Raw genomic sequence first — 13183 nt, 5'->3', positions numbered from 1 at the left:
AACGTCGGTAAGGGCTTTTGCTGTCTATTCGTCTATGTCAAGCCTGTCCCGGAACGCTTCTACCAGAAAATCGCTCAACTCTTTGGAGGGGACTTTGGCCCAGCGGTGAGTGGTGTCGTACTTGGGGTAGTTGTACCGCCAGCGGTCATAGTCTTCCCTGGTGATCTCCCCGGCCTCCAGCTTCTTGGCCTGCTCCGCCCAGGCGGACAGCATATCAAGCATATTGGTATAGGTCTTGCCTTTGGATTTGTCCAGACGCAGACAAACCTCGCCGTCAATCTCCCCAATAGTCAGCCCCCGAATATCCTCCAAAGCAAAGAGGGTGTGCATCAGGCCGATGTCGGTATCTATGTCAGGGACGGTCAGGGCATCAGGGGAAATATCAAAGAAGTCAGCCAGTGTCTTTGTCAGGTCGGCCTTGGGGGTGCGGCTCCCGGTTTCATACTGTGCCATACGCACATCGGCGGAGCGTTCCGGGAAACCCACCACCATGCCAAGATACTTCTGTGTGATGCCCTTCATGTTGCGGAAGAAACGAATACGTTCACCAATCGCCATAACTGCCAACTCCAATCTATGTAATGGGGACACTTGAAGTATAACAGATATGTTTAGACCAGTCAAGAGAAAAATAAATAAATTTGTTTATATTTTCTCGTTGGAAGGTCTTGACATAACGGAATAGAGTTAGTATAATAGGACTACGTTAAGCAAATAGCGTTAAATCAAAAGAAAGGAGGAATCCATATGGAGAACAGATTCATCCGGGCGGAAGAAGTTGCGGACGAGCTGGGTGTATCGAAGCCCTACGCCTATAAACTCATCCGGCAGCTCAACGAAGAATTGAAGGACAAGGGCTTCATCACCATCGCAGGGCGGGTCAACCGCCAGTATTTCAACGAACGGCTCTACGGGGCCAGAAAGGAAGGGAACTAAATGCCAGTCTTTAAGGACGAAGCAAGAGGAACATGGTACGTCATGGTGCGGTATCAGGACTGGACGGGGGAGCGCAAACAGAAGTGCAAGCGTGGCTTTGCCACCAAACGGGAGGCCCAGGAGTGGGAGCGCAGTTTCCAGATGCAGACCTCCGGCGACCTGGATATGACCTTTGAAGCCTTTACCGAGCTTTACACCAAGGATGTGAAACCCCGGCTCAAGGAGAACACCTGGCTGACCAAGGAGAACATCATCCAGAAGAAAATTCTGCCCTACTTTGGCAAGCGGAAGATTAGCGAGATCACCACCAAGGACGTGATCGCATGGCAGAACGAGTTGCTGGCCTACCGGGACGAGAAGCGCAAGCCCTATTCGGCTACCTATCTCAAAACCCTGCACAACCAGCTTAGCGCCATCTTCAATCACGCCGTCCGCTTCTATGAGCTGCGCTCCAATCCCGCCGCCAAGGCTGGAAACATGGGGTCAGAGGAACGGAAGGAAATGCTGTTCTGGACGAAAGCGGAGTACCAGAAGTTTGCGGACGCCATGATGGACAAGCCCGTTTCCTACTACGCCTTTGAAATGCTCTACTGGTGTGGTATTCGGGAGGGGGAACTGCTGGCCCTGACCCCGGCAGACTTTGACTTTGAGGCCGGGACGGTGAAAATCAGCAAGTCCTATCAGCGGCTCCACGGCAAGGACGTCATTACCACGCCAAAGACGAAGAAAAGCAACCGCACCATTAAAATGCCCAACTTCCTCTGTGACGAGATGAAGGACTACCTGGGGATGCTCTACGGCATCAAGAAGAAGGAGCGCATTTTCACCATCACGAAAAGCTATCTCCACCATGAGATGGACAGAGGGGCGAAGTCGGCAGGGGTCAAGCGTATCAGAATCCACGACCTCCGGCATTCGCACATCTCACTTCTGATTGACATGGGCTTCTCCGCTGTGGCGATTGCTGACCGCGTGGGGCATGAGAGTATCGAGATCACCTACCGCTACGCCCACCTGTTTCCGTCCAAGCAGACGGAGATGGCGGACAAACTGGACTTTGAAAGGATGGGAGCGTAATGTCAGCTAAGAATTTGGACACTCACAACCGCTGGAGGAACAAGACCGTGGCCTTCCGGGTATCCCCGGAGGAAAACGAGCAGATTGACGCCGCTGTGCGGCTCTCTGGCCTGACGAAGCAAGACTACATCACCAAGCGGCTCCTGTGCCGGGACGTGGTAGTGCAGGGCAATCCCAGGGTGTATAAGGCCCTGCGGGACGAACTGGCCACTGTGCTGGCCGAGCTGTGGCGGATCAGGGACGGGGCCAACGTGGACAGCGAGCTGCTGGACACCATTCGGATGATTGCCGCTATCATGGGCGGCATGAAGGAGGATTGATAGATTGATGGATTCCAGAGAAACGAAAAGGACTGTCCCGGTTCCGTCTGCGCCAACAGACGGGGAACAGCCCATTTCACAAACAACTGCCAAAAGTATAGCAGAGGAAACGGCTGAAAACAACCCCCAAGAGGAAAGTTTGGAAGAAATGCTCCGAGATATGCGGCGCATGAGCGACCCGGCCTACCTCCACACGGTTTCTATGAACGACCTTTACCAGAACATCTACCAGAGCAGACCGCCCGTCATTGACGGTCTGCTCTACCCTGGGACATACCTCTTTGCGGGAGCGCCCAAGGTGGGCAAGTCGTTCCTGATGGCTCAGCTTGCCTACCATGTCAGCATGGGCCTCCCCCTGTGGGGCTATCCTGTTCACAAGGGGACTGTCCTCTACCTGGCGTTGGAGGACGACCACCGCCGCTTGCAGGGGCGGCTATACCGAATGTTCGGCACAGAGGGCACCGACAATCTGCTCTTTGCGGTCTACGCCAAACAGCTTGGCGTTGGCCTGGAGGAACAGCTAAAGAAGTTCGTCCGGGAACACCCGAACACCAAGCTGATTATCATTGACACTCTCCAGAAAATCCGGGAGGCTGGCGGGGATAAGTACAGCTATGCCAATGATTACGAAGTGGTGGGGAAACTGAAACGCCTTGCCGATGATTGCGGCGTCTGCCTCCTGCTGGTACATCACACCCGCAAACAACAGGCCGATGATAAGTTCGATATGATTTCCGGCACCAACGGCCTGCTCGGAGCGGCGGACGGGGCCTTTCTTCTTCAAAAGGAGAAGCGGACAGACGGCAGCGCCGTTCTGGACGTGGCCGGGCGTGACCAGCAAGACCAGCGATTCTATCTTACCAAGGACAAGGAACGGCTGATATGGACGCTGGAGCGTACGGAAACGGAGGCATGGACAGAGCCGCCCGACCCGGTGCTGGAGGCCATAGCCGCCCTTGTGACGGTGGAGAAGCCGACCTGGGGTGGTACGGCCACCGAGCTGGTAGCGGCGCTCCAGACTGACATGAAGCCCAACGCCCTGGCGATGCGGCTAAACGTCCGGGCCGGGAAGCTGCTGACAGACTACCACATCCGCTATGAGAACAGCAGGAGCCACGCCGGGAGAAGTATCAGCCTGACGCTGGAACCGTCCCAGGCGTGACGACCGTGACGGCTGTGACGGCTTTTTTGAGAGTGGCGGCGGTGTCTGAAACATCGTCACGGTCGTCACGGCTGTCACGGGGAGCAGCAAAGTTTAGGCGGGGTGCAGGGTGCCCTTTTCAAAGGGCGGCCCTGCTGGGGGAGGCAACCGCAGTTGCCGGGGGCAAAGCCCCCACACCCCCTCGGAGAGCCCACGACACTTTGCAGACCGAAGGGATGAAAGTGTCATAGTGGGTTATTACACTTCCCGCAGGAAGTGCCTCCCCCGAACCCCCGTCCTCTTTCAACAACCCAACATCTGAAACAGGAGGATTTTTGCCTATGGCGAGAGGCGACGGTATTGACCGTACCAACGCAAGAAATATGAGGCTGACCGAAACCAAGATCGGTAACACCCAGCAGCACAACGAGCGTGAGAAGGATTCCTATGTCAATCAGGACATTGTACTGGAGCGGACGCCGCTCAATGTCCATTTCAAAACCCCGTCTGCCGGGTATCGAGAGATGTTTGCTCGAATGGAGGCTGATGGCGTGATTTCCACTCGTGGTATCAAGGAGGATGCCTTTCGATATGGTGAGCTGGTCTTTGACGTAAACTCCGCTTACTTCTACAACCACGGCGGCTATGACTTTGCAAAACAATTTTACACCGAAGCATACAAAGCCGCAATCAAAATCGTGGGCGGAGAGCAGTATATTTTGTCGGCGGTCATGCACGCTGACGAGCGCAACCGGGCCATGTCCGAGGCGCTGGGGGAGGACGTGTACCACTACCACCTCCATGTGGTTTATATCCCGGTAGTGGAGAAGGAGATACGCTGGACAAAGCGGTGCAAGGACAAGTCCCTGGTGGGCAAGGTCAAGGAAACGATCATGCAGGTGAGCATGAGCAAGAAGTGGGCGTCCAAGCCCATTCTGGACGAAACCACCGGGGAGCCGTTACGCACAGCTAAGGGCAAACCCGTTCTACGAAAGTCGTACAGTGTCCTGCAAGATGATTTCTTTGAGCATATGCGCTCCGCTGGCTATGACGATGTAGAGCGTGGGGAACGTGGTAGTTCCGAAGAACATTTGACTGTTACGCAGTTCAAGACGGAGCGTGAGCAGGAACGGCTTGCACAGCTTCAAGAGGTGTCGGCGCTGGCCCAGGTTGAGGCCGACAAAAAGAATAAGGAGGCAGCATCAGCTGAGAAGAAAGCGGCCCAGGCCAGGGCTAAGCTGGACGATGTAGCGCCCTTGCTCAAGGGCATGGAGAAACTGGCGGCGGACTTCTCCGACGACCCGGAGCGGACGCTGCCGGAGGCGGGGCCGCTGGAATCGGCCAAGTCCTACCGGGAGAAAAAGGCCAAGCCCCTTTGGGAGAAGATTGTCAAGGTGCTGCGCTCCGTCTACCGGGCCTACTTCGACCTCAAGAGCAAGTTTGAGCGGTTGCAGAGCGCCTATGATTGTGAGGTCAGTAAGAACGGCTCCCTGTCAGCCAGGATTTATGAGGTTTGTGCCGAGAGGGACGGCTTGAAAGGGCAAGTCAGGGACTATGAGCGGGTCAGACGGGCCATTGGCCCGGAACAGGCGGACAGGATACTGGAGGCAGCTTACCAGCAGGAACAGGTCGAAAAGGAGCGGAAATGGGGTGCAAGGTCAAAAATGAGGGTAGGCGCACGATAATCACAAAAAATGGAGGTAATTTCATGGAAAAGTACATCTTTGACGAGGGCAACGGTCTGTGGTATGAGTTGCAGAGGGACTAACAATATTCGGGCGTGTGCGGCGGAAATCGTGGACACAGAAATTATTTGCGCATGAGGCCCCAAATCGGAGGGTGTCCCGGTGAATGCCCTCCTGATTTATTTGGGACAGCGGGTAAAAACTTCTTGCATTTTAGAGTGTGCTATGCTATACTGCTGTCATCCTGATTTGAGGAGTCTATTCAACATGCGGCAAGGTATTCTTAAATAAAATTTGATAATGGGCACAAAAATAATTGCCCCTTGCAGGGGCTTGGTTTTTGTACCCAATTTAAGAATGCTTTTGCCTTTTTATCAAATATCGTGACGGATAACGGCTCATGTTAGCTGAATGCGTTTCTATGTATCCGAAGTCATGATCCCCAGCGGTAAAAGTATTTGCCGCTGGGGATTTTTGCGCCCTTTTGGGCCTTGTATGGAGGATAGACATGAACATTATCAATATCGGGATTCTTGCCCATGTAGATGCGGGCAAGACGACACTGACAGAAAGCCTGCTGTATGCCAGCGGAACCATTTCAGAGCCGGGGAGCGTCGAAAAAGGGACAACGAGAACGGACACTATGTTTTTGGAGCGGCAGCGTGGAATTACCATTCAAACGGCAGTCACTTCTTTCCAGTGGCACAGTTGTAAAGTCAATATTGTGGATACTCCCGGCCACATGGATTTCTTGGCAGAGGTATACCGCTCTCTGGCTGTTTTGGACGGGGCCATCTTGGTGCTCTCCGCTAAAGATGGCGTGCAGGCCCAGACCCGTGTTCTGTTCCATGCCCTACGGAAATTGAACATCCCCACCATTATCTTTATCAACAAGATCGACCAGGTTGGCATTGATTTGGAGAGCGTATATCAGTCTGTTCGGGATAAGCTCTCCGCTGATATTATCATCAAGCAGACAGTGTCGCTGTCCTCGAAAATAACTCTGACAGAAAACACTAGTGCAGAGGTGTGGGATTCGGTCATCGAAAATAACGATGAGTTATTGGCAAAGTATATCGCAGGAGAATCAATCAGTCAGAAAGAACTTGCGCAAGAAGAACAGCGGCGAGTTCAAGACGCCTCCCTGCTCCCGGTCTATCATGGTAGCGCCAAAAACGGCCTTGGCATTCAACAGTTGATGGATGCGGTGATAGGGCTGTTCCAATCGACCAAGGAACAGGGGAGCGCCGCCCTGTGCGGTAGAGTTTTTAAGGTGGAGTATACAGATTGCGGCCAGAGGCTTGTCTATCTGCGGCTATACAGCGGAACGCTGCGTCTGCGGGATACGGTGGCCCTGGCCGGGAGAGAAAAGCTGAAAATCACAGAGATGCGTATTCCATCCAAAGGGGAGATTGTTCGGACAGATACCGCCCATAAGGGCGAAATTGTCATCCTTCCCAGCGACAGCTTGAGATTAAACGATATATTGGGGGACAAAACCCAACTTCCTCGTGAAATGTGGAGTGATGTTCCCTTCCCTATGCTGCGGACGACGATTACGCCAAAAACGGCAGAGCAAAGAGACCGGTTGCTGGACGCTCTTACGCAAATTGCGGATACTGACCCGCTTTTGCACTACGAGGTGGATTCCACCACCCATGAGATCATTCTTTCTTTTTTGGGTCGGATGCAGTTGGAGGTTGTTTCCGCTTTGCTGACGGAAAAATACAAGATTGAAACAGCAGTGAAGGAACCCACCGTCATTTATTTAGAGCGGCCGCTCAAAGTGGCCAGTCACACCATCCATATCGAGGTGCCGCCTAACCCGTTTTGGGCATCTATCGGACTGTCTGTTACACCGCTCCCGCTTGGCTCCGGTGTAAAATACGAGAGCCGGGTTTCCCTGGGATACCTGAACCAGAGTTTTCAAAACGCTGTCATGGATGGTATCCGTTACGGTTTGGGGCAAGGCTTGTGTGGCTGGAACGTAACGGACTGTAAGATTTGCTTTGAATATGGACTTTACTATAGCCCGGTCAGTACGCCGGCGGACTTCCGCTCATTGGCCCCGATTGTATTGGAACAGGCATTGAAGAAATCTGGGACGCAGTTGCTGGAACCTTATCTCTCCTTCACCCTCTATGCGCCCCAGGAATACCTTTCCAGGGCTTATCATGATGCGCCGAAATACTGTGCCACCATCGAAACGGCCCAGATAAAAAAGGATGAAGTTGTCTTTACTGGCGAGATTCCCGCCCGTTGCATACAGGCATACCGTACTGATTTGGCCTTTTACACCAACGGGCGGAGCGTGTGCCTGACGGAACTGAAAGGGTATCAGGCCACTGTCGGCGAGCCAGTCATCCAGCCCCGTCGTCCAAACAGCCGTTTGGATAAGGTGCGCCATATGTTCAGTAAGATTCCTTGATACGCCACAGCAAGGATGGTTATTGCATTTCCCTGCCTTTCGTGGTAAAATGTAGTTGTAAACCACCAGAGAAAACAACAACCCTGCTACCCCCCGTTATCACCACCGATAACAATTTGATAACAGCCCATCGTATAGGCTGGATAATATGGACACATCAAATAATCAAAAAAATGAGGTATCAAATTTATGAAGCAAAATCCGTTAAACACGATGCCCAACAACGAGTGGGAGTAATACTATACCGCCCCTAAAAGGGAGGCTGTAAAGTCCCATGAATACAGGTCTTTCGATCTCTATTGCATGGCGAGAGGATAAACCCAGCGAGGTTAAAGTTTAGTTTATCCTTAACCTTTTGTTTGCCACAAAGCGCAGGCACCGTTCCTTGCCAATGGCAAGGGGCGGTGCACCGCTGCTCCCTGCTGGTAATTTGCAGAATAGCATCGTATATCACTTCCTGCGATGGAGGAGTAAAAAAGGTATTTATAATAACAAGAAGGCAATATTGCATGATTGAAATTGAATCTAACAAGCAGGCTTGGGGTAAAATATCAGAAGAGCATTATCATCACTTTAAAGCTTTACTAAGTGATGATAATCTTCACTTGAACTATTATATACAGGAAGAACTGGGTGACATATCAGGCAAGGAAATAATCCATTTACAGTGTAATACCGGTGCAGATACATTGATACTTGCCAAAACAGCTAAAAGCGTGGTCGGGGTAGATTTAGTTCCTGACAACATATTTTTTGCAAATAAACTTGCCGGCGATCTTAATTTTAAAAACGTAAAATTCATTGAAGCCGACATCATGACTTTATCAAAAGTTCATGGTGAAAAATACGATATTGTCTTTACCTCGGAGGGAGTATTGGGATGGCTTCCCGATTTGAATGTATGGGCGAATACCATTCGCAGTCTTTTAAAGGATAACGGCTATTTGTATGTATTTGATTCACAACCATTTTTTCTTTCCTTTGATGAGAGCAAACTGGACAAGGAAGTTTTCGAGATTAAATATCCCTATTTCAGTAAAATTCCCTCTGTGGATAGTTCCATCGGCGGATACGCCTGTGAACCGAAAGATGGCGTAAAATCCTATTTCTGGATGCATACGGTTTCGGATATTATTAATTCATTGACGAGGGCCGGTCTGCACATTGAATATTTTAATGAACATGCTGAAAACTTTTATGATTCTGGAAATATGCAGGCTTCTTCTTCAAAGAAAGGGCTATATGCGTATAGCTGCAACAGGGACAAGTATCCCATGTCATTTAGCTTGAAAGCATCTGCATACCCTGCAAAATGAGCATTCATTCACGATCGCTCGGCAGAATGGCTGCCACAGTCCATAATCAACAACAAAGGGAAAAAGACAATGACTGAACTGGAAAAATGCATGGCGGGCGAATGGTATGACTGCCATGACCCGGTATTTCTGGAATTCAAGAGCAAGACCCACCGGCTCCTGATGAAGTACAATTCCCTGCCTTACGACCATAAGGAGGAAAAGCGCCAGGTGTTGAAGGAAATGCTGGGCAGCATCGGCGCCAAAGTATCCATCGGTCATTCCTTCACCTGCGACTACGGGCGCAACATCCACATCGGGAACAACGTCACCGTCAATACGGGCTGCACGTTCGTGGACTGCAACAGGATCACCATCGGCAGCAATGTGCTCATCGCTCCCAATGTGCAGATTTACACCGCTACGCACCCCATTGAGCTGAATGAGCGCCTCACTCCCGTGGAAACGGCGGAGGGCATGGAATACATTCGCCATACCTTCGCCCTTCCGGTGACGATAGAAGACGGCTGCTGGATTGGCGGCGGCGTCATCATCCTGCCGGGAATCACGATCGGAAAAGGCAGCGTCATCGGCGCCGGAAGCGTGGTCACCAAAAACATTCCCCCCGACAGCCTGGCGGCGGGAAACCCCTGCAGGGTTATCCGTAAAATCAACGGGAATCGCGAACAATGATTAAACTGATCGCTTTTGACCTGGACGGGACGATAGGGGAGACGGTCCCCATGTGCATCCGGGCGTTTGAAAAAGCAGTTTCCCCCTACGCGGGCCGTACACTGAGCGAACGGGAAATTACGCAGACCTTCGGCCTGAATGAAGTAGGAATGATTAAAATGGTCGCCGGGGAAAAATGGCAGGAAGCCCTTCATGATTTTTACCCGGTTTATGAAAAGATGCATGAGGAATGCCCGGAACCGTATGAAGGCATTCGCGAATTGATCAACACCTTGAAAAAGGAGGGAATATTGATTGCCCTGATTACCGGAAAAGGAGAAAAGAGCTGCCGCATTACGCTTGAACAATTCGGCATGCAGGATCTGTTCTGCTCTGTCAAGACCGGCGCGGAAGACAGGCCGAACAAGGCGGAAGCCATTGGGGAACTGCTGCATGACTGCCACCTGGCAAAGGATGAATTTTATTACGTCGGGGATGCGGTATCGGATGTAACCGCCTGCAGGAAAGCGGGCGTGACCTGCCTGTCCGCCGCCTGGGGAACTACCGCGGACATCCGCGGCCTGGAAGAAGCCAACCCTTCAAAAGTATTTTTCAGCATCAGGGACCTGTCGCATTTCCTGCTCCGGACGCGGGAAAACACATAACCTGTTCCGTTTTTTTATTTGCCTTAATCAATCGCGCCCTGCAATCCTGCCGCCATGGACACCGGTTCCATCATCCTCACTTCCTTCCTCTCCACCATTCCCGTTTATCTTTTCTTCGCCACGGGTTTCTATCTGCGCCACAAGCAGGTCATCCAGGCGGACCATGACGCGCCCATCATGCGCATCGCGATGGATGTGGCCTATCCCTGCCTCGTCTTCCACAGCATCATGAAGTACATGGTGCTCTCCGGGAATGAAACGCTCAGCAGCGTTTCCTTTTCCCTCCAGGCTATTGCAGCCGGAGCGCTGGAACTTCTGCTGGGCATCGCGTCCGCATGGCTGGTCGCCAAAATGCTGCGCATGCGCATCGGCACGGGCCTGCGCACCTTCACCCTGACGGCGGGGGTGCAGAACTACGCCTTTTTCGTCATTCCCATTATCCAGATGCTGTTCACGGCCAGCAATGACCCCACGCTGGGCGTCCTTTTCGTCCACAACGTGGGGTGTGAACTGGTCGTATGGAGCATCGGCGTCATCATCATCGCAGGCGGTCCGGGCAACCTGAACATGGGCGTCTTCTTCCGCGGCCCCCTGCTGGCGGTCATCGTGGGCCTGGCACTCGCCTGGTCCGGCCTGGGAACCTATGTAGCCCAGCCGCCTCTCATGAAAACCTTTGAAATGATCGGCAACTGCGCCACGCCCCTGTGCCTGATCCTGTTCGGCTGTTCCATGAGAGACCTGTGGCACAACATGAAGTGGGAGCCCAAACCCATCATCTGCGGTCTGCTGACGCGCCTGGGACTGGCTCCGGCGCTGCTGCTCCTGATGGCCTATTTCCTGCCGGTGGACGACTATATCAAGCGCGTCATCATCATCCAGGCGGCGATTCCCTCCGCCGTCATCCCGGTCATTCTGGCCAAACGCTTCGGCGGCCATCCCGACCTGGGCACCCAAATCCTGCTGACCACTACCGTGGCTTCCTTCCTTACGCTGCCCTGCTGGCTGGCTCTGGGTTCCTCACTGGTCGTACCGTTGTATTAAAGGCGGCGCGGCAGCGTCATCGCCCGGCTGGGACACGGGCCAGCTCCGTGCTTCCGGAACCTTTCCCGTTCATGGATGCGGTTCCCTTGTTGGATACTCCATCAGCAGAACCATTCCAGTCCTGGAACGCCTTTATTCTTTCTGGGCCCCACCACATTTCCATGCTGAAGCTTTCCCACCTTTGTGTTGACTCCCCCGGCGGATGTGTATTGAATGGGCTCCATGAAGTTTCCTGCTCCCCTTTGCACTGCCGCCGTACTGCCGGTCCTGTTTTCCTGTGCGGAGCAAGTTTCCCGGATTGAACATGTGCGGGAGGTTCCCTTGAAAACCACGGTGGTTCCTGCAGAAGATGTAGGCATGCACCGCTCCCAGGCTACTTACCTGCTGCACGGCGCCGTCTCCCAGCAACAACGCCTCCAGCGTCTGGGCCAATACTACTTCGTCACCTGGAATGATGCGAACCCGGAACAGGCGGCCACCCTGGTCATGATGTACCGACAGGGAAAAACAGGTTCAGCCGTCCTGACAAAATCCATTTCCTACCCTGCCGGGAGAAAGGGAGGCACGCAAAATTCCGTTTTTGAATTCATCGGGGATGAAGCCAAAACAAAAGGGGAGATTCTCGCATGGAAGCTCGTCCTGAAGGACAACCACGGCAAAACAATCTCCGAACGCCATTCCTACCTGTGGGGAGACGACCATTGACCCTCCGGCAAAAACGCCGAAGGGCCAATGAAAAGTAACCGGATATAAAGGATTGGAACTACGGCTTCCGGGTACAATCACCCAAGGCGTACCCCCTGGTCCTTAATCCCTAGGAATGTCTTCCGCCAACACCGGAAGACTTACGCTTCCTGCCGTTTGGCACGGCGCTTGCGGACGGCGGCGGCAAGGTTTTCCAGCACTTCCACCGTACTGTCCCAGCCGATGCACTGGTCCGTGATGCTCTTGCCGTACACCAGGTCGGAGCTCAGCGGCTGGGCCCCTTCCACGATGTTGCTCTCAATCATCACAGCCACCACCTGGTCGGAACCGTCGGAAATCTGTTCCGCGATGCTGGCGGCCACCGCCGGCTGTTTGCGGTAATCCTTGCAGCTGTTGCCGTGGGAGCAGTCCACCATAATGCGGTTGTTGATGCCGGCCTTCTGCAAGGCTTCCGCTGCTTCCTTCACATGTTCGTCATCGAAATTCGGGCCCAGGGAGGAACCGCGCAGAATCAGGTGGCAGGATTTGTTGCCCGTGGTGGAAACGATGGCGGAAACGCCCTGCTTGGTCACGGAAAGGAAGCAGTGCGGGCAGGAGGAGGAAATGATGGCGTCCACGGCAATCTGGAGACTGCCGCTGGTGCCGTTCTTGAATCCCACGGGCATGGAAAGCCCGGAGGCCAGTTCACGGTGCACCTGGCTTTCCGTGGTGCGCGCGCCAATGGCTCCCCACGTAATCAGGTCCGCGATATATTGCGGGGTGATGGTGTCCAGGAACTCCGTGGCGGCGGGAATCCCCATGTCACCCAGGCGCAGCAACAGCCCGCGGGCCATGTGGAGGCCGCGGTTGATGTCAAAGGTATGGTTCATGAACGGGTCATTGATGAGGCCCTTCCAGCCCACCGTGGTGCGGGGTTTTTCAAAATACACGCGCATGATGATCACCAGATCCTTTTCAAAGCGCGCCATCTGCTCCTTCAGGCGGGAGGCATAGTCCACTGCGGCCTGGGGATCATGGATGGAGCACGGCCCCACCACCACCAGCAGGCGGTCGTCGTGGCCGGAAATGATGTTCTCCGCATTCTTGCGGGTCGTAGCCACCATTTTGGCGATTTCCGTGGTCGCCGGATAATCCTTGATCAGGATGGCGGGGGAAATCAGGGGCTCGATGTCTTGAATGCGTACGTCGTCTGTTTTGAACCAGTTCATGTCTGGGACT

The 13183-nt window shown here is 53.3% G+C and carries 13 protein-coding genes; 11 read left to right on the top strand and 2 right to left on the bottom strand.

Translation table 11 applies throughout. From position 1 onward, the window contains the following. Positions 1-24 precede the first annotated feature (24 nt). A complete protein-coding gene (locus PVA48_RS06435) occupies positions 25-558 on the bottom strand; it encodes a helix-turn-helix domain-containing protein (protein ID WP_016412723.1) in 534 nt (177 codons plus the stop codon). Between the two features lie 189 nt (positions 559-747). Between PVA48_RS06435 and PVA48_RS06430 the strand changes: the two genes are divergently transcribed. The 11 genes from PVA48_RS06430 to PVA48_RS06380 all read left to right on the top strand — a co-directional run bounded on the left by PVA48_RS06430 (position 748) and on the right by PVA48_RS06380 (position 11965). Next, entirely contained in the window at positions 748-936 is a 189-nt protein-coding gene (locus PVA48_RS06430) for a helix-turn-helix transcriptional regulator (protein ID WP_016412724.1), read from the top strand. Then, positions 937-2013 carry a site-specific integrase gene (locus tag PVA48_RS06425; RefSeq protein WP_016412725.1) on the top strand — a complete coding sequence of 359 codons (1077 nt, stop codon included), beginning with the start codon at positions 937-939 and terminating at the stop codon, positions 2011-2013. Next, complete coding sequence (locus tag PVA48_RS06420) at positions 2013-2333, top strand: plasmid mobilization protein (protein WP_016412726.1); 321 nt, start codon at positions 2013-2015, stop codon at positions 2331-2333. Before PVA48_RS06425 ends, PVA48_RS06420 begins: the two co-directional genes overlap by 1 nt. Before the next feature lie 7 nt (positions 2334-2340). Further along, a complete protein-coding gene (locus PVA48_RS06415) occupies positions 2341-3495 on the top strand; it encodes a helicase RepA family protein (RefSeq protein WP_019541683.1) in 1155 nt (384 codons plus the stop codon). A gap of 320 nt (positions 3496-3815) precedes the next feature. Beyond that, positions 3816-5159, top strand: coding sequence for a plasmid recombination protein (locus PVA48_RS06410; RefSeq protein WP_423232419.1), 1344 nt, complete (start codon positions 3816-3818; stop codon positions 5157-5159). Between the two features lie 508 nt (positions 5160-5667). Next, the gene (gene tet / locus PVA48_RS06405) at positions 5668-7587 is read left to right on the top strand and encodes a TetM/TetW/TetO/TetS family tetracycline resistance ribosomal protection protein (protein WP_050625029.1); all 1920 of its coding nucleotides are present in this window, start codon (positions 5668-5670) and stop codon (positions 7585-7587) included. Between the two features lie 509 nt (positions 7588-8096). Further along, positions 8097-8903 (top strand): class I SAM-dependent methyltransferase, encoded by an 807-nt coding sequence (locus PVA48_RS06400; protein ID WP_423232418.1) that lies wholly within the window; start codon positions 8097-8099, stop codon positions 8901-8903. Between the two features lie 69 nt (positions 8904-8972). Continuing rightward, entirely contained in the window at positions 8973-9575 is a 603-nt protein-coding gene (locus PVA48_RS06395; RefSeq protein ID WP_022396388.1) for a sugar O-acetyltransferase, read from the top strand. Further along, positions 9572-10219: an HAD family hydrolase gene (locus tag PVA48_RS06390; protein ID WP_102727932.1), complete on the top strand. Its 648-nt coding sequence runs from the start codon at positions 9572-9574 to the stop codon at positions 10217-10219. The genes PVA48_RS06395 and PVA48_RS06390 overlap by 4 nt, the downstream gene beginning before the upstream one ends. 54 nt (positions 10220-10273) lie before the next feature. Then, entirely contained in the window at positions 10274-11260 is a 987-nt protein-coding gene (locus PVA48_RS06385) for an AEC family transporter (RefSeq protein WP_022396390.1), read from the top strand. A gap of 222 nt (positions 11261-11482) precedes the next feature. Next, on the top strand, positions 11483-11965 hold the full coding sequence (locus PVA48_RS06380) for a hypothetical protein (RefSeq protein WP_102727931.1): 483 nt from the start codon (positions 11483-11485) through the stop codon (positions 11963-11965). 140 nt (positions 11966-12105) lie between these two features. On the opposite strand, the gene PVA48_RS06375 is transcribed toward PVA48_RS06380, so the two are convergent. After that, complete coding sequence (locus tag PVA48_RS06375; protein ID WP_102727930.1) at positions 12106-13173, bottom strand: 3-deoxy-7-phosphoheptulonate synthase; 1068 nt, start codon at positions 13171-13173, stop codon at positions 12106-12108. Between the last annotated feature and the right edge of the window lie 10 nt (positions 13174-13183).

Origin of the sequence: Akkermansia sp. JRP_AM1 (assembly GCF_049262625.1) — a bacterium.
Lineage (GTDB): Bacteria > Verrucomicrobiota > Verrucomicrobiia > Verrucomicrobiales > Akkermansiaceae > Akkermansia > Akkermansia massiliensis.
Note: the sequence above shows the minus strand (reverse complement) of the source record. Positions and strands in the feature narration are given on the sequence as shown.